This window comes from Streptomyces sp. bgisy159, from assembly GCF_965341775.1.
Lineage (GTDB): Bacteria > Actinomycetota > Actinomycetes > Streptomycetales > Streptomycetaceae > Streptomyces.
The window spans coordinates 39,465-64,022 of sequence record NZ_CBDQZH010000022.1; the positions used below are offsets into that span (position 1 = coordinate 39,465).

The window sequence follows — 24,558 nt, forward strand, 5'->3', positions numbered from 1 at the left end:
GCCCCGCGGGGTCGGTCAGCGGCCCAGGGCCCGGCGGCCGCGGCCCTGGGACAGCACCGGCAGGTTGCGCGACGGAGCCTGCCCGCGCGTGTCCTCCTCGATGCGCAGGGCCAGTGCCGGACAACGCCGTACCGCGCGCATCGCCTTGTCCTCGGCGTAGCGCGGCACGTTCGCCTGGGCGACCGTCGGGAAGCCGTCCGCGCCCAACTCGAAGACCTCCGGGAGGATGTCCGCGCACAGGCCGTGGCCGCGGCACAGGGTCCAGTCGACGAAGATCTTCTGCCGGCTGGGGCCGTTCTCCTCGCTCTCGCCGCCCGGAATGCCCGTAGGGACCCTGCCCCCCTCGAAGAGCGGCAGCACGCCCTCCACGGGCCGTCCGCAGCCGTTGCCGAGGACGTGGGCGGCCAGGTCGTCGGTGAACGCCTTGACCGTCGACTCCAGGAACATCGCGGAACCGTCCGGGTGCGAGCACGCGCCGCGCCGCTTGACGTTCTTGGCGACCTGCTTGAGCGCCTCCAGGGCGGCCGGACCGCCGCCGTTCAGGATGTCCTCCATGCCGCGCGCGGCGGCGGGCAGTCCCAGGTAGCAGGGGCCGCACTGGCCCGCGCTCTCCTCCGCCAGCCACTGCGCCACCCGCAACGACTCGCCCAGCGGGCAGGTCTCCTGACTGATCGGCAGGATCGCGCCGGCGCCCAGTGACCCGCCCACGGCGTCCAGGGAGTTGCGGGAGACGACCGCCTCGTTGACGGTCGCCGCGTCGATCCACTTGCCGTGGTAGCCGCCGGTCAGCACGCCCTGCGGGACGGGCGGGGCGCCGGCCAGCTGCAGCACGTAGCGCAGCGGCACGCCGGTGGGCACCTCAAGCACCATGGGACGGGCGACGGCGCCGGAGACCGTGAGCATGACGGTGCCCGGCTCGTCGTACAGGCCGGTGTTGCCGTAGCGCTCCGGCCCGATGCGGGCGGCGATGGCCAGCTGGGCGAACGTCTCGGCGTTCGACAGCAGGGTCGGTGCGCCGCCGACGCCGCTCTGCGAGGCACTGATCTTGCGGCCGGGCGGGATCGCCGGGCCGCCGTCGATCGAGCGGATCAGTGACGCGGCGGCTCCGGTGACCATGCGGACCGGGTTGCGCTGCACCCACGCGCGTAGAGCCGACCGACGGCTGTTGCTGAGGCCGCGTTCGGCGAGCGCCGCCTCCATGGAGCGCTGGGTGGACTCCCGGGTCACCCCCACCACGAGCGTGCGGGCGCCCAGGGCCTCGGCGCACAGCAGGGCGCCGTCCAGGATGAGGTGCGGGGCACGGTTGATGAGCACCGTGTCCTTGCGGCAGGCCGGTTCGTCCTCGCTGCCGTTGACGACGACGACCGGCCGGACACCGCGTTTGATCGCCGACTCGGCGACCGAGCGCAGCTTCCTGTGGAAGGGGAAGCCGGCGCCGCCGCGGCCCTTCAGGTTGATGTTCTCGGCGAGCTTCGCGAGCTGCTCGCCGCCCATCGGTTCGAGCGGCCCGTGCACCTTCAGGTGCATGGGCAGGTCGAGTCGCTCCACAAGGTCGAAGCCCGACGTGAGTTGCGGAAGGCCGACCACGCGGACTTCGGGGACGTCGGGCAGGGCCTCGTTCACCTATAGCCTCCGGAAGGCGCGTTCCAAGGTTCGCCCGGACCCGGCGTGTCGTAGGACGCGCCGGGGTTCGTCTCGTTGGCGGGACCGCTGTTGTACGTGTCGTTCTGGTTGTACGCGCCGTACCCCGTGTTCGTCTCACCGGTGTCGTACACATCACGTCCGCCGTATCCGCCGCTGTCCGGATTGCCATAGACCGGGATGGTGTATCCGGTGTCCTGGAGCGGGTCGTACGCCGACGGGGGTGCCTCGCCGACCGGGGGCGGGGACGGGATGGGCCAGCTGCCCGAGGTGCTGCCGCCGGAGTCGACCCGCGGCATCGCCTCGGTGGCCTGCAGATCGAGTGGGTCCATGTGGGCGGTCTGGTCGGCGGGGGTCCGCGGTCCGCGCGAGGGGGTCGAGACGGCGCGGTAGGCGGCCGCGAAGCCGTTGGCGGGCTCCGGTGCGGTCGGCGTGTCGTAGAACGCCGACGCCGACGGCGGGGACAGGCGCGAGGAGGACCGGGAATCGGCCTCCGGTGCGCGGGCCGCGCGGTTCTCGTAGCCCGGCAGCGCCGAACCGCCCGGCGCTGTTCCGGCCCAGCCGTCCGCCGGTTCCCCGCGACGGTCGCGCTCGCCGCGAAGGTCCCGGTCCCCGCGAAGGTCACGGTCCTCGCGGAAATCACGCCCTTCGCGGAAATCACGCCCTTCGCGGAAGTCGCGTCCCTCGCCGCCGATCAGCGCGGTGAGCCGGGCGGCGACCTTGCGCTTGAACGGGCGCGGGGCTGCGCGCAGCGCGAGCGCCGCCACGACACCGGCCAGCGAGAGCTCGTAGGAGATCATGAAGAACGGCTTCGCCGCGCGGCCCGCGAACAGGCCGTGCAGCAGGGCCGCGCACAGGGCCGGGTAGGCCAGCATGTGCATCGCGCGCCAGCGAGCCGCGACCGGTGCGGGCGACGCGAACTGGTTGCGCAGCGCGCCCGTCACCGCGACGAAGATCATCAGGAGCGCGGCCACCGTGCCCAGGCCGATCAGGAAGGCGCTGCCCTGCATGGCGTCGCTGTCGCTGAACAGCAGCCCGAACGGGATGACGGCGGCGATCCAGCTGGTGTGGTCCAGGGCGAGCTTGACCGTGATGTGCACCAGGAGGAACGCGATCGAGGCGACCGCGGTCACCCGGTGGATGCCTTGCGCCACGATGCGCTGGCGTGTGTTGAGGACGAGCCGGTCCTGGGCCACCAGCCCCCAGATCACCGAGCAGGTGAGGCAGACCAGGGACAGGACGCCCGCACCGAAGTTGAGGAACTCCTGGAGCCAGTTGCCTCCGAGCAGGACGACCACGGGTATGAGGAGCAGGACGGCAGCGTAGGCCACCCCGGAGGCCGACCGGCCCGGCATGGGGAGCGAGCTGCTACTACGACGAGGGTTCATGGGGGCAACTCCGAGCGGTTCGGGAAAGCGGTCCCGCTGGCGAACTCTAGGCGGCGCCATACCGACGAGTACGAGGTTTGAGTTATTGCGTTGTTATCAAATGACAATGCGCTGGGTCCGGCGCCCAGTAGGGGCTGGTACGCGAAGTAAACCTTGATCGTGGTGCAGTGCTCCTCCTTCGCCGTCCCACGCGTCCACGCGCGCGTGGTGTGTTCCCTAGCCATACGGAAGCGCGTCGCGGCCTGCTCAATGCCTGCGGTACCCTGACCGCATGCGTGCCGTACGCCTTCTGCTTAGCGAGCCGCGCTGATCAGTCCCGATCGCGGGTGAGACCGCGATCGGAGTCGGCGCGGCGTCCCCTCCTGTGCGAGGGGATTTTTCGTTTCCGCGGGGAAGCCGCTGGCAGAGACGATCGATGGAGCTTTGAGGATCATGAGCGAGACGAACCCCGCTGCCGCCGAGACGGCCGCGCCGCACCGCTACACGGCCGCGATGGCGGCCGAGATCGAGGCACGCTGGCAGGACTTCTGGGACGCCGACGGGACGTACGCCGCGCCGAACCCCGCGGGTGACCTGGCGGGTGATCCGGAGCTGGTCGCCAGGCCCAAGAAGTTCATCATGGACATGTTCCCGTATCCCTCGGGTGCGGGGCTGCACGTCGGCCACCCGCTGGGCTACATCGCCACCGACGTCTTCGCCCGCTTCCAGCGCATGACCGGCCACAACGTCCTGCACACCCTGGGCTTCGACGCCTTCGGCCTGCCCGCCGAGCAGTACGCCGTGCAGACCGGCACGCACCCGCGCGTGTCCACCGAGGCCAACATCGAGAACATGACGGCCCAACTGCGTCGGCTGGGCCTGGGCCACGACAAGCGCCGGTCGTTCGCCACGATCGACCCGGACTACTACAAGTGGACCCAGTGGATCTTCCTGCAGATCTTCAACTCCTGGTACGACGAGGAGGCCGGCAAGGCCCGCCCCATCGCCGAACTCGTCGCCCAGTTCGCCTCCGGTGAGCGCCCGGTCCCCGGTGGCCGCTCCTGGGACGCGCTGAGCGGCGTCGAGCAGGCCGACGTCCTGGGCGGCTACCGCCTGGCCTACGCCTCCGACGCGCCCGTCAACTGGTGCCCCGGCCTGGGCACGGTCCTGGCCAACGAGGAGGTCACCGCCGACGGCCGCTCCGAGCGCGGCAACTTCCCCGTCTTCAAGGCCAAGCTGCGCCAGTGGAACATGCGCATCACCGCCTACGCGGACCGGCTGCTGGAGGACCTGGAGGAGCTGGACTGGCCCGAGGCGATCAAGCTGCAGCAGCGCAACTGGATCGGCCGTTCCGAGGGCGCCCGCGTCGACTTCCCGATCGACGGCGAACGCATCACCGTCTTCACGACCCGCCCCGACACCCTGTTCGGCGCCACCTACATGGTGCTGGCGCCCGAGCACCCCCTGGTCGACAAGTTCACCCCGGACGCCTGGCCGCAGGGCACCCACGAGGCGTGGACCGGCGGTCACGCCACCCCGGCCGAGGCCGTCGCCGCGTACCGCGCGCAGGCCGCGTCCAAGTCCGACGTCGAGCGGCAGGCCGAGGCCAAGGACAAGACCGGCGTCTTCACCGGCGCGTACGCCACCAACCCGGTCAACGGCGAGCGGGTCCCCGTCTTCGTCGCCGACTACGTCCTGATGGGCTACGGCACCGGCGCGATCATGGCCGTCCCGGCGCACGACACCCGCGACTTCGCCTTCGCGCGCGCCTTCGAACTGCCCATCCGCTGCGTCGTCGAGCCCACCGACGGCCGGGGTACCGACCCGTCCGCGTGGGACCACGCCTTCGCCTCCTACGACGCGAAGATCGTCAACTCCGCCGGTGACGGCGTCTGTCTGGACGGCCTGGGCGTCGCCGAGGCCAAGGCGCGCATCACCGAATGGCTGGAGCGCGAGGGCATCGGCGAAGGCACCGTCAACTTCCGCCTGCGCGACTGGCTGTTCAGCCGTCAGCGCTACTGGGGCGAGCCCTTCCCGATCGTCTACGACGAGGACGGCGTCGCCCACGCCCTGCCCGAGTCGATGCTGCCGCTGGAGCTGCCCGAGGTCGAGGACTACAGCCCGCGCACCTTCGACCCGGACGACGCCGACACCCAGCCCGAGACGCCGCTGTCGCGCAACGAGGACTGGGTCAACGTCACCCTGGACCTGGGAGACGGCCCGAAGACGTACCGCCGTGAGACCAACACCATGCCCAACTGGGCCGGTTCCTGCTGGTACGAGCTGCGTTACCTGGATCCGCACAACGAGGACCAGCTGGTCGCCCCCGACATCGAGCGCTACTGGATGGGCCCGCGCGAGGGCCTGCCGCACGGCGGCGTCGACCTGTACGTCGGCGGCGCCGAACACGCCGTGCTGCACCTGCTGTACGCCCGCTTCTGGTCGAAGGTCCTGTTCGACCTGGGGCACGTCTCCTCCGCGGAGCCGTTCCACAAGCTGTTCAACCAGGGCATGATCCAGGCCTACGTCTACCGCGACAGCCGTGGCTTCCCGGTGCCCGCCGCCGAGGTCGAGGAGCGCGACGGGGCGTTCTTCTTCGAGGGCGAGCCGGTCAGGCGCGAGCTGGGCAAGATGGGCAAGTCCCTGAAGAACGCGGTCACGCCGGACGAGATCTGCGCCGAGTACGGCGCCGACACCCTGCGCCTGTACGAGATGGCGATGGGCCCGCTGGACGTCTCCCGGCCATGGGACACGCGCGCGGTGGTCGGCCAGTACCGCCTGCTGCAGCGGCTGTGGCGCAACGTCGTCGACGAGTCGACCGGCGAGATCACCGTCACCGACGCCGAGCCCGACGAGGAGACGCTGCGCGCCCTGCACAAGGCGATCGACGGCGTCCGCCAGGACCTGGAAGGCCTGCGGTTCAACACCGCCATCGCCAAGATCACCGAGCTGAACAACCACCTGACCAAGGCCGGCGGCACGGTGGCCAGGCCGGTCGCCGAGTCGCTGGTACTGCTGATCGCTCCGCTGGCCCCGCACATCGCCGAGGAACTGTGGCACCGGCTGGGCCACGGCGACTCGGTCGTCCACCGGGACTTCCCGGTCGCCGACCCGGCTTACGTCGTCGACGAGACGGTGACCTGCGTCGTGCAGATCAAGGGCAAGGTCAAGGCCCGGCTGGAGGTGCCCCCCACCATCTCCGAGGAGGAGCTGGAGAAGGCGGCGCTGGCCGACGACGGCGTCGTCAAGGCGCTGGGCGGTGCGGACATCCGCAAGGTCATCGTGCGGGCGCCCAAGCTGGTGAACATCGTCCCGGCGTAGCGCGTGACCAGAGCCGTCTCCGGGTGATCCCGGAGACGGCTCAGGGTTTTCTGCGGGCAGGTTCGGGGTTCCGCAGGAACCCACGGTCTGCCCGCGGCGTTTACCGTGGAGAGATGGCGCGCAGCGCGCCGTGCCCGCTGGAGGAGGAGCGCCGTGGAAACAGTGATCGCCGTCGTCGTCCTGTTCCTCGTCGCCTTCCTGGCGCTCGGCGTGTACGCGACGGTGAAGGTGGTCGGCGCGGCCCGGCGCGGCGTGGACCGCACGCTCACCCAGGCCCGGCGCACGGTCGAGGACCACACCCTGCGCGCCAAGTCCTTCACCCAGTTCGGGCCGGCCGCCGAGATCGCCCAGCTCCGGCTCAAGCTGCGTACCTCCATGCGCGCCACGCAGGACGCGCTGCTCGCGGGAGCGGCCGAGGACGAATCCCTCAAGGAGTCCCTCGACCTGTTCCGGCGGCTGAGCGCCCACGGGCACGAACTGGACGCCGACCTCAAGCGCCTCGAGTCCGAGCCCGACCGGGCCACCCTGACCGCCCGGCTGCCCGACCTCCGCGAACGCACCGAGCGCATCACCGGCTCGGCGGACTCTCTGCGCTGGGCCGCCCGGGACCGCGCCCGGCGCTTCGCCGACGACGACCTCGACGCCCTCAGGTCCCAGATCGACGTCGAAGCCGGCGCCCTCAGACACTGGACCGTCGAGGACCCCGCGCAGACCCCGCCGCCCTGGCCCGAGGCCCCGGCTCCCGGTGCCGCGGACGACGGCCGGCCAAGGACGCAGTCCTCGGACCCGCACCCCGACCCGGTGCGGCCGGCCATCACCCCGCCCGGGGTACGGCCCACCTACCCCTGGCAGAAGAAGCCCCGTCCCGAGAGCACCACCTGATCCGGAATCCGGACCGGCAGCGGATCGGCGCGCGCCCGCACTGCTCGGCACGGTTCCCGGTTCCGTCTCGGGACAGGGCCGGAATCGTGCCCGGTACCGGCCGGGCCCGGGCGACGGATCCGGTCAAGGGCAGTCCGCCCGCGAGGGCCCGGGCTGCCACCCGCACGCTACGGCAGGTAACCTCCAGCTCATGTCCCGCCATGTCGCGATCGTCACGGATTCAACGGCCTACCTGCCGCAGCGGACGATGGAGCGCCACGGCATCACCGCCGTGCCCCTGACGGTGGTCCTCGGTGACCAGGCCCTGGAGGACGGCACCGAGATCTCCCACCGCGCGCTGGCCCAGGCTCTGCAGAGGCGACGCCCCGTCACCACCTCGCGGCCCGGCCCGCAGCTCTTCGCCGAGACGTACCGCAAGGTCGCCGAGTCCGGCGCCACCGACATCGTCTCCCTGCACCTGTCCGCCGAACTGTCCGGTACCTACGACGCGGCCGTCGTCGCCGCCCGTGAGGCGCCGGTGCCCGTGCGGGTGGTGGACACCGGAATGGTCGCCATGGCGCTCGGCTTCTGCGCGCTCGCCGCGGCCGAGACGGCGGAATCCGGCGGCACTCTCGACGAAGCGGTCACGGCCGCGGAGAAGCGGGCCGGCGGCACCTCCGCCTACTTCTACGTCGACACCCTCGACTACCTGCGCCGCGGCGGCCGTATCGGCACCGCGCAGGCACTGCTGGGCTCCGCGCTCGCCGTCAAGCCGCTGCTGCAGTTGCAGGGCGGGCGGATCGAGCCGCTGGAGAAGGTCCGGACGGCGGCCAAGGCGATCGCCCGTCTGGAGGAGTTGGTCGCCGAGCGGGCGGGCGGGGCGCCCGTGGACATCGCTGTCCACCACCTCGCCGCCGCCGACCGGGCCGCCGCTCTGACGGAGCGGTTGCGCGAGAGGGTGCCCCGACTCGCCGATCTGCACGTGAGCGAGGTGGGCGCGGTGATCGGGGCGCACACCGGACCCGGGCTGCTCGGGGTCGTGGTCTCGCCGAGGTGATGAGGCGTCACCCGGGCTCTTCGGGGCCGGATCCCTCGTGTGGGTGACGCAGTTGTCCACAACTGGCCCGTCATCCACGGAAATCAAGCAAGATCATCGTGGCTGGGTGAGATGTCCGATGCTCGTGGCATGGCATTCCGATCACGCACCCGCAGCACGACCGCGACCAGCGGCCCCGGCCGGCTACCCGGCTCCGACGGCCGTACGCGTCGCCGTTCTCGCCCACCGGCAGGGGAGCCCTCGCGGCACCGGCGGACCTCGGCGGAGGACGTCCGCCGCCGCGCCGAGGTGCTGTTCACCGAACGGGCCGTGCAGGCAAGGGAGTCGGGGACCGGCCCGCCGGGAGACGGGGCAGCCCTGGGGACGCCCGTTCCCGACACCGGGCCGTCCTCGGCCTCCGGAACGGATCGGGCCGCGCTCGCCGGTCCGGCAGCCGGTCCGGCCCCGGCGGCCACTGCGGCCTCGCATCCACCGGCGGCCTCGGTGGCACAGGAGCCACCGGCTCCACCGGTTGCCTCAATCCCACCGGCGCCACCAGCGCCCTCGACTTCAGCCGCACCGGCTTCACTGGCGGCACCGGCTCCACCGGCGCCACGGGCTGTATCGGCTTGGCGTTCCGCATCGGCGCCATCGGCGCCATCGGTTCCGTTCTCGGTATCGGCTCCGCTCGCGAGCCTCGGGGCGGCAGCTGCTTCGGGGCCTCCGGCGGCCGCCACCTCCGATACATCGTCGGCGGAGCCCGGGGCCGACGAGAGGGCCGGGCGGTCGGCGGAGACGAGGACGGACATCCGGCGGGGCAGGATCGCGGCGGCCCTGCGGGAGCGGCTGCCGCTGTGGGCGCAGGCACACTGCGCCATGGAGCGCAGGAGCGTGCTGGCCCTCTCGGTGGTGCTGCTCGCCGCCGCCGTCCTCGCCGCACAGCACTTCTGGGGCGGCCGACCGCAGCCAGTGCGGGCCCCCGAGACGGTGCGCGCGGCGGCGCCCTACCCGGCGGTGGCCGACAGCACGGCGTCCGTCACGGGCGCCGCCGGCGTCCCGGCCACCGCCCCGGCCGCGACAGCCGCCGAGATCGTCGTGGACGTCAGCGGCAAGGTGCGCGAGCCGGGAATCCACCGACTTCCCGCAGGTTCCCGGGTCGCCGACGCGCTCCGGGCGGCCGGCGGGGTAAGGCCGGGCACCGACACCGGCGGGATCAACCGGGCGCGCTTCCTGGTCGACGGAGAACAGGTGGTCGTCGGCGCCCCGCTCCCCGCGTCGGCCGCTGCCGCCGGGACGGCCGGGGCAGCGGCCGGAGTGCCACCGCCGGGTGCCGGACCCACCGCTCCCCTCTCGCTGAACACGGCCACGCTGGAACAGCTCGACACCCTGCCGGGAGTGGGCCCGGTTCTCGCCCGGCACATCCTCGACCACCGCACGCGGCACGGCGGCTTCCGCTCGGTCGACGAACTGCGCCAGGTCAACGGCATCGGCGAGCGACGCTTCGCGGACCTGCGCAACCTGGTGCGGCCATGACGGACGTCCGGACGGAGAGCGGAGCGAGCCCCGGGGTCGCCGCCCGGCAGGCCGTGCACGCGGACTCGGGGAAACGGCTCGGCGCCGCCAACCCCCGGCAGGAGGGGCCGGCCGACCTGCGGCTGGTGCCCCCCGCGCTCGCCGCGTGGGCGACGGCGGCGCTCACGCTGAACGCGACGCCGACCGTGGTGACGGCCGTCGCCCTGGGATGCGCGGTAGTGGGGAGCGTGCTGCTCCTGGCACGGCGCCGTACCGGGGGTGGGGCTGCCGCGCGACAGAGTGTGGGCGGGGTCGGCGGCTCACCGGAAGCCGCCGCGGGCGACCGCCTCCGGTGGACGGTGACCGTGGCCGGTGTACTGCTCTGCGTGGCGGCGGCCGCCGCGTCGGCCGGGCTGCACGGGGCGGATCTGCGCCGGGGGCCGGTGCCGGCGCTGGCCCGTCAGTACATGACTGTCACCGCGGAGGTACGGCTCACCTCCGATCCCCGGCTCACCCGCCCCCGGGCCGGTGGGGACCGCAGCAGGAACCCGTCCGTGCTGGCCGAGGGTGAGGTGCTCCGCGTCGAGCAGGCGGGCGGCACGGCGGTGACGACCCGGACACCGGTGCTGCTGGTGGTGGACGCCGGAAAGGCAGACACCGGGCGCGGGCCGGGTGCCGGCGCCGATCCGGACGCGCGGGCCGGCCCCGACGGCTTGCGGAAGCCCGGAGCCAGCGGGCCGGAGGACACGCGCTCGGCCTGGCTCGGGCTGCTCCCGTCGACGCGGGTACGGGTCACCGGACGGTTGGCACCCGCCCTCACGCGCGGAGACCGGATCGCGGCCGTGCTCCGGGTCCGGGACCCGATCGCGCCGCGGGTCGTCGCACGGGCGTCGGCTGCGCAACGGTTCGCGGGACGCCTGCGGGCCGGGCTCCGCGAGGCCACCGACCCGCTGCCCGGCGACGCGCGAGCGTTGCTGCCGGGCCTGGTCGTCGGCGACACCTCGCGGATCACGGCGGAACTGGACGCGGCGTTCAAGGCGACCGACCTCGCGCACACCCTCGCCGTCTCCGGCAGCAACCTCACCATCGTCCTCGCCCTGCTGATCGGACCGCCCGGCCTCGCCCAACAGGCCGAGCGGCGCGGTCTGGCACCCCGTCTCGGGATCCCGCTGCGGTCCACCGCGGTGCTCGGCGGGGCACTCACGCTCGGGTTCGTGGTCGTCTGCCGGCCCGACCCCAGCGTTCTGCGGGCGGCGGCGTGCGGGGCGGTGGTGCTGCTCGCCCTAGCCACGGGCCGCCGCAGATCACTGGTCCCCGCCCTGGCGACGGCGGTGCTGCTGCTGGTGCTGTACGACCCGTGGCTGGCCCGCAGCCATGGCTTCCTGCTCTCCGTTCTCGCCACCGGAGCCCTGCTCACGCTGGCACCGCGCTGGAGCGCCGGGCTCCAGGCCCGCGGGGTACCGGCCCGGCCGGCGGAGGCACTGGCGGCCGCCGGAGCGGCGCAGGCGGTGTGCGCACCGGTCGTCGCGGTGCTGTCGGCGCGGGTCAGTCTGGTGGCGGTGCCCTGCAATCTGCTCGTGGAGTGCGCGGTCGCACCGGCCACGGTGCTCGGCTTCGCGACGCTGGCCGCGGCGCCCCTGTCGATGCCGGTGTCCGAGGTGCTGGCCTGGTGTGCGCGGTGGCCGGCCGGGTGGGTCGCGGGCGTCGCACGGACCGGGGCGGCGCTGCCCGGCAGCGGAGTCGACTGGCCCGGCGGCTGGACCGGGGCGCTGCTGCTCGCCCTCGTCACGGCGGCGGCGGTGGCAGCCGGGCGCCGGCTGCTGCGGCACCCGTGGCTGTGCGGCGCGTGCGCGCTGCTGTTCCTGTTGGCCGTGGTGCGGCCACCGCCGCTGGCACGAGTCATCACGGGCTGGCCGCCGCCGGGCTGGCGGTTGGCCGTGTGCGACGTCGGACAGGGCGACGCGCTGGTCCTGGCGGCCGGCGAGGCGACCGGGGTGGTGGTGGATGCCGGGCCCGACCCGGCGCTGGTGGACGGGTGTCTGCGCACGCTGGGCGTCACCCGGGTCCCGCTGGTCGTCCTGACGCACTTCCACGCCGACCATGTGGCCGGGCTGCCGGGGGTGTTGCGTGGGCGGACGGTGGGCGCGATCGAGACGACCGGGTTCGAGGAGCCCGAGGAGCAGGTGGAGTTCGTACGGAAGGAGGCGGCGGCGCGAGGTGTACCGGTCGGGTGGGCCGTGGTGGGCGAGCGGCGGCGCGTGGGAGCCGTGGACTGGCAGGTGCTGTGGCCGCCCCGGCCGGCCCCGGAGGCCGACGGGCCGAACGACGCCAGCGTGACCCTGCTGGTGCGCTCTGCGGGGCTGCGGCTGCTCCTTCTCGGGGATCTCGAACCCCCGGCCCAGCAGGCGCTGCTGAGGTCGCCGGCTGCGAGGCTGCTCGGCTCGGTGGACGTCCTGAAGGTGGCCCATCACGGCTCGGCCTATCAGGACCCGGACCTGATGCACGTGGTCGCGCCGAGAGTGGCGCTGATCTCCGTCGGGGCGGACAACACCTACGGTCATCCCGCTCCCACCACGCTGGCCGCGCTGCGGGCGACGGGTGCGGTGGTGCTGCGCACGGACCGGGACGGGGCGCTGGCGGTCGGCGGCAGCCGGTCGGACCTGCGGGCGTGGGGGGCCGAGGGGCGGTGAAGTGGGGGCGGTGGTGGCGGAGGGGGAGAGGGTTGGAGGCGGAGGCCCGAGGGAGGGGAAGGGGCGGGGCGGAAGCCTCGGGGGAGGGAGAGGAAGGGGCGGGCGGAAGCCTCGGGGGGAGGGAGGGGGAGGGGCCCGGGATGGAGGGCAAGCGGAGTAGGACACAGCACGGTCCGGACCCGGAGACGGAGGCCGGAAGGCGGAGGGCGACAGGCGGAGGGCAAAAGGCGGAGAGCAAGTGGAGGAAGGGACAGGCGGCAAGCCAGGAGACTGGTCACATGGACTCCGTACAGGTTGACGCCTATCTACGCCGCCTCGGCGCCGAGCGCCCCGCGCGGCCCACTGTGGAGGCTCTGCGCGAGCTGCATGTGCGCCATCTGCGGGCGGTGCCGTTCGAGAACCTCTCGATCCACCTCGGGGAGGAGATCGTGCTGGAGGAGAAGCGGCTGGTGGACAAGGTGGTGGGCGCGCACCGGGGCGGGTTCTGTTACGAGCTGAACGGGGCGTTCGGGGCGCTGCTGGGCGCGCTGGGCTTCGAGGTGGCGTTGCTCGCGGCCCGGGTGCACGGCGAGGGGGAGCGGCGGTGGGGGGTGCCGTACGACCATATGGCGCTGCGGGTGGTGGCGGAGGACGGGAGCGAGTGGCTGGCGGATGTGGGGTTCGGGGAGCACAGCCACTATCCGCTGGCGTTCGGGGAACGGGGCGAGCAGGTCGAGCCCGGCGGGGTGTTCCGCCTCGTCGAGGCGGAGGAGGCGGACGACCTCGACGTCGTGCGCAACGGCAGGGTGGAGTACCGGCTGGAGCTGCGGCCACGGGTGCTCGGTGACTTCGTGACGGGCGCATGGTGGCATCGGACCTCGCCGGAGTCGGGTTTCACCCGGTCGCTGGTGTGTTCGCGGAACACGGAGGACGGCGGGCGGATCACGCTCAGCGGGCGGCGCTTGAAGGAGACGACGGCGGACGGGACGGTGGTGCGCCGGGAGCTGGCGGGGGACGAGGAGGTCCTGGCGGTGTACCGGGAGCGGTTCGGGATCGAGCTGGGCCGGGTACCGGAGGTACGGAAGCCCATCGAAAGGTGATTCACATCACACACTGCGGGCGATAAGGGGCGTCGGTCACGGCGGTCCACCCTCCTGTCGGGAATCGACTGCCGAACGCGTAGGAGGCACGTCATGCAGCAGCTGCTGAGGGTCCAGAACTTCACTGTGTCGAGTGACGGATACGGCGCCGGGGAGGGGCAGAGTCTGGAGAGGCCGTTCGGGCACGCCGATCCGGTCCAGCTGATGTCCTGGGCCATGGCCACGGCCGGCTGGCCCATGCGGACGGACCACGCGGGGAGCCGGGGGCTCGACGACTACCTCACGCGGGACTTCGCCCGGAACATCGGGGCCGAGATCATGGGGCGCAACAAGTTCAGCCCGCAGCGGGGGCCGTGGCAGGACCACGAGTGGAAGGGGTGGTGGGGTGACGAGCCGCCCTTCCACACGCCGGTGTTCGTGATGACGCACCATCCGCGTCCGTCGTTCACGCTGTCCGACACCACGTTCCACTTCGTGGACGGGGACCCGGCGACGGTGCTGGAGCAGGCGCGGGAGGCGGCGCGGGGGAAGGACGTGCGGCTCGGCGGCGGGGCCACCACGATCCGGGAGTTCCTCGATGCGGACCTCGTGGACACGCTGCACGTCGCGGTCTCGCCGGTGAAGCTCGGGGCGGGGTCGAGGCTGTGGGAGTCGCCCGAGGAGCTGTTCGACCGGTTCCACTGCGATGTGGTGCCCAGTTCGAGCGGGGTGACGCACCACCTGTTCTGGCGGAAGTGACGAGGCCGGACCGAGAGGGCGCACGGGGTGGCAGCGGCGGGGACCGCGGGGGCCGCCCCCGGCCGGACGTGTCGGCTCGCGCCGTGCCTGGACAATGGGGCCGTGAGCGATGTGAGACATGTCCTGGTGCTGCCCGACCGTGACGCGGCGGAGGAGGTGGCCGAGGCCCTGGGGGAGCGGTTCGGCATCCACGAGGAGCCGCAGCTCGTCCGGGACGCGCTGGCCGGGGAGGACGACGCGGAGGACGCCCAGTGGCTGGTGGTGGTGCGGGACGAGGCCGGGCGGCTGGACCCGGGGGAGCTGGACGCGTTCGCCGGTGAGTGGGAGGGCTGGCGTGAGGAGCCGTAGGGCCCTTCCAGGGACCGACCTCCGTGGTGAAGCGTCGGAAGAGCCCCGGGCTCGCGGGTGGGCGGCGGGTTGTCAGTGCGGCGTGACATGCTGAGGGGCGATGGCCAGGAAGACTGCGAATGACGACCTTCTCGCCCCCGTGACGCTCGCCGTGGGGCAGGAAGAGCTGTTGCTCGACCGTGCCGTGCGGGAGGTGGTGGCCGCCGCCAGGGCCGCCGACGCCGACACGGACGTGCGGGACCTGACCCCCGACCAGCTGCAGCCGGGCACACTCGCCGAGCTGACCAGCCCGTCGCTGTTCGCCGAGCGCAAGGTCGTTGTCGTGCGGAACGCGCAGGACCTGTCGGCGGACACCGTCAAGGACGTCAAGGCGTATTTTCCGGCGCCCGCCGAGGAGATCACGCTGGTGTTGCTGCACGCCGGAGGGGCCAAGGGCAAGGGGCTGCTGGACGCCGCGCGGAAGGCGGGCGCGCGGGAGGTCGCCTGCCCGAAGATGACCAAGCCGGCCGACCGGCTGGCGTTCGTGCGGCAGGAGTTCCGGGCCGCGGGGCGGTCGGCCACGCCCGAGGCGTGCCAGGCGCTGGTCGACGCCATCGGCAGTGATCTGCGGGAACTCGCCTCCGCGGTGTCGCAGCTCTGTGCCGACGTGGAGGGGACGATCGACGAGGCGATCGTCGCGCGTTACTACACGGGCCGGGCGGAGGCGTCCAGCTTCACGGTGGCCGACCGGGCCGTCGAGGGACGGGCGGCCGAGGCACTGGAGGCGTTGCGCTGGTCGCTGGCGACCGGGGTCGCGCCCGTGCTGATCACCAGTGCGCTGGCGCAGGGCGTGCGGGCCATCGGCAAGCTGTCCTCGGCACGCGGCGGGCGGCCCGCCGATCTGGCGCGGGAGCTGGGCATGCCGCCGTGGAAGATCGACCGAGTGCGCCAGCAGATGCGCGGCTGGACGCCGGACGGGGTCGCGGTGGCGCTGCGGGCGGTCGCCGAGGCCGACGCCGGCGTGAAGGGCGGCGGGGACGACCCGGAGTACGCCCTGGAGAAGGCCGTGGTGACGATCGCCCGCGCAGCCCGTTCCCGGGGGCGGTGACGCGGAGAGCCCGGCTCCGGCCGCGACAGCCCGGCTCCGGCCTGGTCCGGTGAGGCGGACAGCCCGGACCCGCCCGTGGCCCAGAGAACCCGGACCCGCCCGTGGCCCGGAGAACCGGGACCCGCCTGTGGCCCGGAGAACCGGGACCCGCCCGTGGGACCCGTGATCCAGTCGCCGCCGCCCGACCAGCGAGGAGAATTGTACGTATCAGCCGCACCTCTCCCAGGCAGTGAAAGGTGGCGATCGTCATGGCTGAACACCCGCATGCCGCGCTCGTCCGCAGAGGCTATGAAGCCTTCTCCCGTGGTGACATGGACGGCCTGCGTGAACTGTTCACAGCGGACTGCACGCATCACGTGCCCGGTACCCACATGCTCTCGGGTGACTACAAGGGGCAGGACTCGGTCATCGAGATGTACGGCCGGCTCATGCAGGAGACGAACGGGACGATGCGTGTGGAACCGCGCAACGTCTTCGTCGACGGCCGGGGTCATGCCGTCGGACTGCACCACATCACCGCCGAGCGCGGCGGCAAGCGGTTCGACGCGGACGAGGTGATCGTCTTCCGGATCGTCGGGGACAAGGTGAGCGATCTCGACGAGTGCTCCATGGACCTCGACATGGACAACGAATTCTGGGCATGAGCGCCCGGAACGGCAGTCCGGCAAGCCGAAGGCCCCGGCACCCGCCCTGGGGAAGGGCGAGATGCCGGGGCCTTCGGTGAAAACCGGTGATCAGTACCGGTGATCAATGCCGGTGATCAATACCGGGTGAGCTCGCTCCCGCGTGGCGAACGCAGGCCGCGAGCGAGCTCGGGTGCCGGTCGGGGGCGGATGAGAGAGGGCCCGCCCTGGGTCCTGCCGGCGATCAGACCAGATAAGAGGTTCAGCCCTTGAGGGACGCGACCTGGGAAGCCAGCGCCGACTTCTTGTTGGCGGCCTGGTTCTTGTGGATGACGCCCTTCGAGACGGCCTTGTCGAGCGCACGCGACGCGGCGCGCTGCAGCTCGGTGGCCTTCTCGACGTCACCCGCGGCGGCGGCCTCGCGGGCCTTGCGGATCGCGGTCTTCAGGGAGGACTTGACGGCCTTGTTGCGCAGCCGGGCCTTCTCGTTGGTCTTGATCCGCTTGATCTGGGACTTGATGTTCGCCACGAATGAGCCTTTTCAGGTTCAGGCACGGGGCAGGAGGGATCCCACTGGGATCGTCCGGTCCCGTACCAGGTGATTTCTTGGGGTCGTGCCTCGCGCTGAGAGGGCATGAGACACAGCCCCCCACACTACCAGCGGCCCTCGGAGTGGCCCAAACCGGCTGCCGCTTCCCACCCGTGGGACCATGGAAGCTACGTATCGATCCGACCCGAGCCGCTGCCCTGCGGATACCTCAAGAATCAGGACCCTGCGTGCCCGCGACCCCTAACAATGTGCCCGAGCCGAGCCGTACCGACCCGGCTCTGATCCGCAACTTCTGCATCATCGCGCACATCGACCACGGCAAGTCCACCCTCGCCGACCGGATGCTCCAGCTGACCGGCGTGGTCGAGCAGCGGCAGATGCGTGCTCAGTACCTCGACCGCATGGACATCGAACGTGAGCGCGGCATCACGATCAAGTCCCAGGCCGTGCGCCTGCCCTGGGCGCCGACCAACGACCCGGGCAACACGCACATCCTCAACATGATCGACACCCCGGGGCACGTCGACTTCACCTACGAGGTCTCGCGGTCGCTGGCCGCCTGCGAGGGGACCATCCTCCTCGTCGACGCGGCCCAGGGCATCGAGGCCCAGACCCTCGCCAACCTCTACCTGGCGATGGAGAACGACCTCACGATCATCCCGGTACTGAACAAGATCGACCTGCCGGCCGCGCAGCCCGAGAAGTTCGCCGAGGAGCTGGCCAACCTGGTCGGCTGCGACCCGTCCGACGTGCTCAAGGTCTCGGCCAAGACGGGCCTGGGCGTGGAGGCGCTGCTCGACAAGGTCGTCAAGGAGATCCCGGCCCCGGTCGGCGTCAAGGACGCCCCCGCCCGCGCGATGATCTTCGACTCCGTGTACGACTCGTACCGGGGCGTCGTGACGTACGTCCGGGTCATCGACGGTCAGCTCAACAGGCGTGAGCGGATCCGGATGATGTCGACGGGCGCCACGCACGAGCTGCTGGAGATCGGCACCAACTCGCCCGAGATGTTGCCGGCCGACGGCCTCGGCGTCGGCGAGGTGGGCTATCTGATCACCGGTGTGAAGGACGTGCGCCAGTCCAAGGTCGGTGACACCGTCACCAGCCAGCACAAGGGCGCCACCGAGCCGCTCGGCGGCTACAAGGACCCGAAGCCCATGGTCTTCTCCGGGCTCTACCCCCTGGACGGCTCGGACTACCCCGAGCTGCGCGAGGCCCTGGACAAGCTGCAGCTCAACGACGCCGCGCTGGTCTACGAGCCGGAGACCTCCGCGGCTCTCGGCTTCGGTTTCCGCGTGGGCTTCCTGGGGCTGCTCCACCTCGACGTGATCCGCGAGCGGCTGGAGCGCGAGTTCGGGCTCGACCTCATCGCCACCGCCCCCAACGTGGTCTACCGCGTGATCATGGAGGACGGCAGCGAGGTCACCGTCACCAACCCGAGCGAGTTCCCCGAGGGCAAGATCGACGAGGTGTTCGAGCCGGTCGTGCGGGCGACCATCCTCGCGCCGACCGAGTTCATCGGCGCGATCATGGAGCTGTGCCAGACCCGGCGCGGCACCCTGCTCGGCATGGACTACCTCTCCGAGGACCGGGTGGAGATCCGCTACACCCTGCCCCTCGCGGAGATCGTCTTCGACTTCTTCGACCAGCTGAAGTCCAAGACCCGCGGATACGCCTCCCTGGACTACGAACCCACGGGCGAACAGAGCAGCAGCCTGGTCAAGGTCGACATCCTGCTGCACGGCGACAAGGTGGACGCCTTCTCGGCGATCACCCACAAGGACCAGGCGTACGCGTACGGCGTGCGGCTCGTCGCCAAGCTCAAGGAGCTGATCCCGCGGCAGAACTTCGAGGTGCCGGTGCAGGCCGCCATCGGCTCCCGGGTCATCGCCCGCGAGACCATTCGCGCCATCCGCAAGGACGTCCTCGCCAAGTGCTACGGCGGTGACATCTCCCGTAAGCGCAAGCTGCTGGAGAAGCAGAAGGAAGGCAAGAAGCGGATGAAGATGGTGGGTTCCGTGGAGGTTCCGCAGGAGGCCTTCATCGCGGTGCTCTCCAGCGATGACGGCTCGGGGTCGGCCAAGAGCAAGAAGTAACCGCGGGTTACCGGTGGCAGGCGGTGTGAACCGGGCAACGGGGGGTCCGTCGCGCGAGAGCGCGGCGGGCCCCTCGGGCCTCGACGTGGCACTCTCTGTGGGAAGTGACAGGGCGCGGGCCCTTACGAACCGGCCGGTCGGGCTCTACTCTGATCCCTGCTCGATAGTTACTCGTGAGTTAAACAACGGCGCGAGCGTGACGCAGCGGATGTGGATGACCGCAGCGAGCCGTGCGTGAACGCATCGAGCCGTGAGTGACCGCACTACAACGACCCGTGAGTGAACCCAGCCGCACTGAGCCAGCCGCACCGTCGCGGGCCCCGGAGGATGTCGTGAGCGACACACAGACCCTGATCGAGAACCGTCCGCCGTCCGTCGCGGGCCTCTTCCTGGAGCGGGTGGCGGCCACGCCGGACGCCGAGGCCTACCGCTACCCGGTGCCGGCGGCCTCCGGCGAAGGCCCCGACGAGTGGAAGTCGCTCAGCTGGGCGCAGGCCGCCGACCGGGTCTACGCCATCGCCGCCGGCCTCGTCGACCTCGGCATCGAGCCCGAGCAGCGCGTCGCGCTGGCCTCCTCCACGCGTCTGGAGTGGATCCTGGTCGACCTCGGCATCATGTGCGCGGGCGCGGCCACCACCACGATCTACCCGCAGACCAACGCCGAGGAGTCGGCCTTCATCCTCTCCGACTCCGAGAGCCGGGTGCTGATCGCCGAGAACGCCGACCAGCTCGCCAAGGCGGTCGACAAGCGCGGCGAGCTGCCCGACCTCACCCACGTGGTCGTCATCGACTCCGAGGGCGTGGAGACCGGCGACTGGATCCTCGGCCTGGACGAGCTGGAGAAGCGCGGCGCCGCCCGGCTGGCGACGGAACCCGAGCTGATCAAGGAGCGGGTCGGGGCGCTCACCTCCGAGCAGCTCGCCACCCTCATCTACACCTCCGGCACCACCGGCCGCCCCAAGGGCGTGCGCCTGCCGCACGACAACTGGTCGTACATGGCGAAGGCGATCGCCGCCACCGGCCTGCTCGGACCGGACGACGTGCAGTACCTGTGGCTGCCGCTCGCCCACGTCTTCGGCAAGGTCCTCACCTCCGGCCAGATCGAGGTCGGGCACGTCACCGCCGTCGACGGCCGGGTCGACAAGATCATCGAGAATCTGCCGGTCGTCCAGCCGACCTACATGGCGGCCGTCCCGCGCATCTTCGAGAAGGTGTACAACGGGGTCGCCGCCAAGGCCCGGGGCGCAGGCGGGGCCAAGTACAAGATCTTCCAGTGGGCCGCGGAGGTCGCCCGCGAGTACGCCAAGGTCGCGCAGGACACCTTCCGGCGCACCGGCACCATGTCCGTGCCCTTCGGCCTCGGAGCCAAGCACAAGGTCGCCGACGTGCTGGTCTACGCGAAGATCCGCGAGGCGTTCGGCGGCCGGCTGCGCGCGTGCATCTCGGGCTCCGCCGCGCTCGCCCCCGAGATCGGGTACTTCTTCTCCGGCGCCGGCATCCACATCCTGGAGGGCTACGGCCTCACGGAGTCCTCCGCCGCCTCCTTCGTCAACCCGGGTGAGGCCTACCGCACCGGCACGGTCGGCAAGCCGCTGCCCGGCACCGAGGTGCGCATCGCGGACGACGGCGAGATCCTGCTGCGCGGCCCCGGCATCATGCAGGGCTACCACAAGCTGCCCGACAAGACCGCCGAGGTGCTGGAGCCCGACGGCTGGTTCCACACGGGCGACATCGGCGAGCTGTCTCCCGACGGGTACCTGCGCATCACCGACCGCAAGAAGGACCTCATCAAGACGTCCGGCGGCAAGTACATCGCGCCCGCCGAGGTGGAGGGGCAGTTCAAGGCGGTGTGCCCGTACGTCTCCAACATCCTGGTGCACGGCGCCGACCGGAACTTCTGCACGGCCCTGATCGCGCTGGACGAGATCGCCATCCTGGCGTGGGCCGAGGAGAACGGGATGGCGGGCAAGGCGTACGCGGAGGTCGTCGCCGCCCCGGAGACGGTCGCCCTCGTCCAGGGATACGTGGACCACCTCAACCAGGGACTCCAGCGCTGGCAGACGATCAAGAAGTTCCGGCTGCTGCCGCGGGACCTCGACGTGGAGCACGGTGAGATCACCCCGAGCCTGAAGCTGAAGCGGCCCGTCGTGGAGCGGGAGTACAAGCACCTGATCGACGAGATGTACGAGGGGTCGCGCGAGGCGTAGGGCCGGTTCTTTCGCGCACAGGCCCTCGGAGTTCCGGACGGACCCGGCGGCGAAACGTTCGACTTCGGTCTACTTCTGTAACTCGGTGCTTAGGAACGGGTTCGGTCTGTCACCCTGGCGGCTGTTCGAGGCGTTGTCGATCCAGCCGTTCCGGGGAGCCGTCCATGGGGGCCGTACCGACCCAGCGGGAGAGCGGGTCCCACGCCGGGGAGCCGTCCGTCGCGCACGCCCGCGGATCCTGGACGGCGCGCACGGCGCTCCCCGGCAGCTCGCTCGCGCCGGGGGCCGCCCGCGGCCTGCTGACCGACGCGCTGCGGGAGTGGGCCGGGCTCGGGCTGACGGTCCCGGAGCAGCTCGCGGAGGACGCGGTGCTGGTCGTCAGCGAACTGGTCACCAACGCCGTCGTGCACGCCGGAACGGACATCGAGGTCGGCTGCCGCGTCGAGGAGAGCGACGGGACCGCGACCGGTGAGGCGCGCGCCCTGGTGGTGGAGGTGTCCGACCACCACCCGGCGCGCACCCCGCGCCAGAGCGACCCCGCGCATCCCTGGAGCACCCCACGCCGCGAGGCACCGGAGTACGGGCGCGGGCTGCGGCTGATCACCCTGCTCACCGAGTCCTGGGGCGTCACCTACCGCTCGGGCGTCAAGACGGTGTGGGCGCGGCTGGTCGCCGGGCACGCCGGCGAGGAACCCCCGGACGACGATCCCCTGGCCGGCCTGGCACCCGACCCGGACCCCCTCGGCCTCGCCGGCCCCGGTACGCCCGTTGCCGAGCCGCCCGCCTCCGGACGGGACCGGGAGTGGCTCAACCGGGGAGCGCTGTCCTTCCTCGCCGAGGCGTCCGACCTGCTCGCCGGGCAGCTCGACGAGGACCTGGTCGCCTCGCTCACCGGTCAGCTCCTGGTTCCGCGCCTGGCCGACTGGTGCGCGGTCTGGCTGGAGGACGAGGTGCCCGGGCGCGTCTCCTGGGGCGAGGCGGCCGGCGCCGACTGGCAGCGCCTGGCCCGCGTCTGGCACGGCGACGAACGCCACCTGGAGGAGCTGCGCCGCGCCCTGGAGAAGGACCCGCCGCCGCTCACCGAGCCGCCCCGCTCCGGCCCGGACACCTACCCGTGGCCCGGCGAGGCGCTCGGCGCGCGTGGCGCGGCACTGTCGTACCGGCTGATCGCGGGCGGCCGGCCGCTGGGCACGCTGGTCATCGGGCGGGCCGGACTGCTGCGCTTCCCCGACGAGGTCACCGGGCTCGTCGAGGACCTCGGCCGCCGGGTCGCGCTCGCCGTCGGCGCCGCCCGCCAGTACGCCCGGCAGGCCACCATCAGCGCCGTCCTGCAGCGCGGCCTGCTGCCCGGCGCGGTCGCCGAGATCCCCGGGGTGCGCAGCGCGCTCGTCTACGAGCCGTGCGAGCGGGGCGGGCCCAGCGGCGACTTCTACGACCTGTTCCCGGCCGGCGACGGCCGCTGGTGCTTCGCGGTCGGCGACGTCCAGGGCAAGGGCCCCGAGGCCGCCGTGGTGATCGGCCTGGCCCGGCCCTGGCTGCGGCTGCTGGCCCGCGAGGGCTACCGCGTCGCCGACGTCCTCGACCGCCTCAACCAGTTGCTCCTCGACGACGCGACCGAGGCGGCGGACGCGGCGGCCCGGGCGTTCGTCGGCCCCGCCGGCCCCGAGGACGGGCCGCAGACGCGCTTCCTGTCGCTGCTGTACGGCGAACTCGTGCCGTTCGCGGACGGCGGCGTCCGCTGCACCCTCGCCTCCGCCGGCCACCCCCTGCCGCTGATCCTCGGGCCGGACGGCGAGGTCCGTACCGCGGCCCGGCCGCAGACCCTGCTCGGCGTCGTCGAGGACGTGACGTACACCAGCGAGAGCGTGCTGCTGCGGCCCGGCGACAGCCTGCTGTGCGTCACCGACGGCGTCACCGAGCGGCGCTGCGGCTCGCGTCAGTTCGACGACGGCGACGGCCTCGCCCACGCGCTCGCCGCCTGCGCGGGCCTCGACGCCGACCGGATCGCCGAGCGGATCCGGAGCCTGGTGCACGACTTCGGGCGGCGCCCGCCGGAGGACGACCTCGCCCTGCTGGTGCTCCAGGCCGAGCGGACGCCCGCGACCCGGTAGCCGGCCGCGTGCGGGACAATGGAACGCATGCCCTCCGCACTCCCCGACGGCGAGCCCGTCCCCGCCGACGGCGCGCTGCCCGCGACCGCGCTCGCCGGGTCCGCCGACCGGCCTCTCGGCTTCTACCTGCACGTCCCGTACTGCGCGACCCGCTGCGGCTACTGCGACTTCAACACCTACACCGCGACCGAGCTGCGCGGTACCGGCGGTGTCCTCGCCTCCCGGGACAACTACGCCGACACCCTGATCGACGAGGTCCGCCTCGCCCGCAAGGTCCTCGGCGACGACCCGCGCGAGGTCCGCACGGTGTTCGTGGGCGGCGGGACGCCGACGCTGCTGGCCGCCGGCGACCTCGTGCGGATGCTGGGGGCGATCCGCGAGGAGTTCGGCCTGGCGCCCGACGCGGAGATCACCACGGAGGCGAACCCCGAGTCGGTCGACCCGTCGTACCTGGCCGCGCTCCGCGAGGGCGGCTTCAACCGCGTCTCCTTCGGCATGCAGAGCGCCAAGCGGCACGTGCTGCGGGTGCTCGACCGCACGCACACGCCGGGGCGGCCCGAGGCATGCGTCGTGGAGGCGCGGGCGGCGGGTTTCGAGCACGTCAATCTCGACCTGATCTACGGCACCCCGGGGGAGAGCGACGACGACTGGCGGGAGTCTCTGGAGGCGGCGCTCGGCGCCGGCCCGGACCACATCTCGGCGTACGCGCTGATCGTCGAGGAGGGCACCCAGCTGGCCCGACGGATCCGGCGCGGCGAGATACCGGCGACCGACGACGACGTCCACGCCGACCGCTATCTGCTCGCGGAGTCCGTGCTGTCGGCGGCGGGCTACGACTGGTACGAGGTCTCCAACTGGGCCACCTCCGAACCGGCCCGCTGCCTCCACAACGAGCTGTACTGGCGCGGCGCCGACTGGTGGGGCGCGGGCCCCGGCGCGCACTCGCACGTGGGCGGGGTGCGCTGGTGGAACGTGAAGCACCCGGGGGCGTACGCGGCGGCGCTGGCCGCCGGACGGTCGCCCGGGGCGGGCCGCGAACTGCTCTCGGCGGAGGACCGCCGCGTCGAACGCGTCCTGCTGGAACTGCGGCTGCGGGAGGGAGCCCCGCTGGACCTGCTGCGCGAGGCGGGCCTCGCGGCCGCGCGGCGGGCACTGGACGAAGGGCTGCTGGAGAGCGGTCCGTACGAGGAGGGGCGGGCCGTGCTGACCCTGCGGGGGCGGCTGCTGGCGGACGCGGTGGTACGGGACCTCGTGGACTGATCACTCGGGTGAGTGAATCAGTGCGGAGCGC

General features: G+C 72.3%; 17 protein-coding genes. 14 read left to right on the forward strand and 3 right to left on the reverse strand.

Annotation, left to right across the window (positions count from 1 at the left end; translation table 11 throughout):
- Positions 1 to 15 precede the first annotated feature (15 nt).
- Together ACSLTV_RS21410 and ACSLTV_RS21415 are read right to left on the reverse strand one after the other, a co-directional pair.
- Entirely contained in the window at positions 16 to 1,623 is a 1,608-nt protein-coding gene (locus tag ACSLTV_RS21410; RefSeq protein WP_435612662.1) for an NADH-ubiquinone oxidoreductase-F iron-sulfur binding region domain-containing protein, read from the reverse strand.
- Positions 1,620 to 3,029 carry a cytochrome b/b6 domain-containing protein gene (locus ACSLTV_RS21415; RefSeq protein WP_435612663.1) on the reverse strand — a complete coding sequence of 470 codons (1,410 nt, stop codon included), beginning with the start codon at positions 3,027 to 3,029 and terminating at the stop codon, positions 1,620 to 1,622. Before ACSLTV_RS21415 ends, ACSLTV_RS21410 begins: the two co-directional genes overlap by 4 nt.
- 432 nt (positions 3,030 to 3,461) lie before the next feature.
- Between ACSLTV_RS21415 and leuS the strand changes: the two genes are divergently transcribed.
- The 10 genes from leuS to ACSLTV_RS21465 all read left to right on the forward strand — a co-directional run bounded on the left by leuS (position 3,462) and on the right by ACSLTV_RS21465 (position 16,324).
- Positions 3,462 to 6,329 (forward strand): leucine--tRNA ligase, encoded by a 2,868-nt coding sequence (gene leuS / locus ACSLTV_RS21420; protein ID WP_435612664.1) that lies wholly within the window; start codon positions 3,462 to 3,464, stop codon positions 6,327 to 6,329.
- 153 nt (positions 6,330 to 6,482) lie between these two features.
- A complete protein-coding gene (locus tag ACSLTV_RS21425; RefSeq protein WP_435612665.1) occupies positions 6,483 to 7,211 on the forward strand; it encodes a hypothetical protein in 729 nt (242 codons plus the stop codon).
- Between the two features lie 190 nt (positions 7,212 to 7,401).
- Positions 7,402 to 8,247: a DegV family protein gene (locus ACSLTV_RS21430; RefSeq protein WP_432137452.1), complete on the forward strand. Its 846-nt coding sequence runs from the start codon at positions 7,402 to 7,404 to the stop codon at positions 8,245 to 8,247.
- Between the two features lie 483 nt (positions 8,248 to 8,730).
- The gene (locus ACSLTV_RS21435; protein ID WP_435612666.1) at positions 8,731 to 9,759 is read left to right on the forward strand and encodes a helix-hairpin-helix domain-containing protein; all 1,029 of its coding nucleotides are present in this window, start codon (positions 8,731 to 8,733) and stop codon (positions 9,757 to 9,759) included.
- The gene (locus ACSLTV_RS21440; RefSeq protein WP_435612667.1) at positions 9,756 to 12,428 is read left to right on the forward strand and encodes a ComEC/Rec2 family competence protein; all 2,673 of its coding nucleotides are present in this window, start codon (positions 9,756 to 9,758) and stop codon (positions 12,426 to 12,428) included. The genes ACSLTV_RS21435 and ACSLTV_RS21440 overlap by 4 nt, the downstream gene beginning before the upstream one ends.
- A gap of 278 nt (positions 12,429 to 12,706) precedes the next feature.
- Positions 12,707 to 13,507 (forward strand): arylamine N-acetyltransferase family protein, encoded by an 801-nt coding sequence (locus ACSLTV_RS21445; protein WP_435612668.1) that lies wholly within the window; start codon positions 12,707 to 12,709, stop codon positions 13,505 to 13,507.
- A gap of 93 nt (positions 13,508 to 13,600) precedes the next feature.
- Positions 13,601 to 14,245, forward strand: a complete 645-nt coding sequence (locus tag ACSLTV_RS21450; RefSeq protein WP_432137456.1) for a dihydrofolate reductase family protein — start codon at positions 13,601 to 13,603, stop codon at positions 14,243 to 14,245.
- Positions 14,246 to 14,347: 102 nt separating this feature from the next.
- A complete protein-coding gene (locus ACSLTV_RS21455) occupies positions 14,348 to 14,593 on the forward strand; it encodes a hypothetical protein (RefSeq protein ID WP_432157138.1) in 246 nt (81 codons plus the stop codon).
- A 100-nt stretch (positions 14,594 to 14,693) separates the two neighbouring features.
- Positions 14,694 to 15,680 (forward strand): DNA polymerase III subunit delta, encoded by a 987-nt coding sequence (gene holA / locus ACSLTV_RS21460; protein WP_432137458.1) that lies wholly within the window; start codon positions 14,694 to 14,696, stop codon positions 15,678 to 15,680.
- Between the two features lie 248 nt (positions 15,681 to 15,928).
- Positions 15,929 to 16,324 (forward strand): nuclear transport factor 2 family protein, encoded by a 396-nt coding sequence (locus tag ACSLTV_RS21465; protein WP_432137459.1) that lies wholly within the window; start codon positions 15,929 to 15,931, stop codon positions 16,322 to 16,324.
- Between the two features lie 241 nt (positions 16,325 to 16,565).
- On the opposite strand, the gene rpsT is transcribed toward ACSLTV_RS21465, so the two are convergent.
- Positions 16,566 to 16,832, reverse strand: a complete 267-nt coding sequence (rpsT, locus tag ACSLTV_RS21470) for a 30S ribosomal protein S20 (protein ID WP_432137460.1) — start codon at positions 16,830 to 16,832, stop codon at positions 16,566 to 16,568.
- Between the two features lie 248 nt (positions 16,833 to 17,080).
- Here rpsT and lepA point away from each other — a divergent pair, with 248 nt between their 5' ends.
- The 4 genes from lepA to hemW all read left to right on the forward strand — a co-directional run bounded on the left by lepA (position 17,081) and on the right by hemW (position 24,527).
- Positions 17,081 to 18,949, forward strand: coding sequence for a translation elongation factor 4 (gene lepA, locus ACSLTV_RS21475; protein ID WP_432137461.1), 1,869 nt, complete (start codon positions 17,081 to 17,083; stop codon positions 18,947 to 18,949).
- A gap of 332 nt (positions 18,950 to 19,281) precedes the next feature.
- Positions 19,282 to 21,156, forward strand: coding sequence for an AMP-dependent synthetase/ligase (locus ACSLTV_RS21480; protein ID WP_432137462.1), 1,875 nt, complete (start codon positions 19,282 to 19,284; stop codon positions 21,154 to 21,156).
- 164 nt (positions 21,157 to 21,320) lie between these two features.
- Positions 21,321 to 23,267, forward strand: coding sequence for a SpoIIE family protein phosphatase (locus tag ACSLTV_RS21485; protein WP_435612669.1), 1,947 nt, complete (start codon positions 21,321 to 21,323; stop codon positions 23,265 to 23,267).
- 27 nt (positions 23,268 to 23,294) lie between these two features.
- Positions 23,295 to 24,527 carry a radical SAM family heme chaperone HemW gene (gene hemW / locus ACSLTV_RS21490; protein ID WP_432137464.1) on the forward strand — a complete coding sequence of 411 codons (1,233 nt, stop codon included), beginning with the start codon at positions 23,295 to 23,297 and terminating at the stop codon, positions 24,525 to 24,527.
- Positions 24,528 to 24,558 lie beyond the last annotated feature (31 nt).

Bases quoted from the DNA above. Each gene is read 5' to 3' on its own strand.
- ACSLTV_RS21450 (WP_432137456.1), top strand. From the start codon at position 13,601: ATGCAGCAGCTGCTGAGGGTCCAGAACTTCACTGTGTCGAGTGACGGA.
- holA (WP_432137458.1), top strand. From the start codon at position 14,694: ATGGCCAGGAAGACTGCGAATGACGACCTTCTCGCCCCCGTGACGCTC.
- hemW (WP_432137464.1), top strand. From the start codon at position 23,295: ATGCCCTCCGCACTCCCCGACGGCGAGCCCGTCCCCGCCGACGGCGCG.
- ACSLTV_RS21445 (WP_435612668.1), top strand. From the start codon at position 12,707: ATGGACTCCGTACAGGTTGACGCCTATCTACGCCGCCTCGGCGCCGAG.
- ACSLTV_RS21440 (WP_435612667.1), top strand. From the start codon at position 9,756: ATGACGGACGTCCGGACGGAGAGCGGAGCGAGCCCCGGGGTCGCCGCC.
- ACSLTV_RS21485 (WP_435612669.1), top strand. From the start codon at position 21,321: ATGGGGGCCGTACCGACCCAGCGGGAGAGCGGGTCCCACGCCGGGGAG.
- ACSLTV_RS21430 (WP_432137452.1), top strand. From the start codon at position 7,402: ATGTCCCGCCATGTCGCGATCGTCACGGATTCAACGGCCTACCTGCCG.
- ACSLTV_RS21415 (WP_435612663.1), bottom strand. From the start codon at position 3,029: ATGAACCCTCGTCGTAGTAGCAGCTCGCTCCCCATGCCGGGCCGGTCG.
- leuS (WP_435612664.1), top strand. From the start codon at position 3,462: ATGAGCGAGACGAACCCCGCTGCCGCCGAGACGGCCGCGCCGCACCGC.
- ACSLTV_RS21465 (WP_432137459.1), top strand. From the start codon at position 15,929: ATGGCTGAACACCCGCATGCCGCGCTCGTCCGCAGAGGCTATGAAGCC.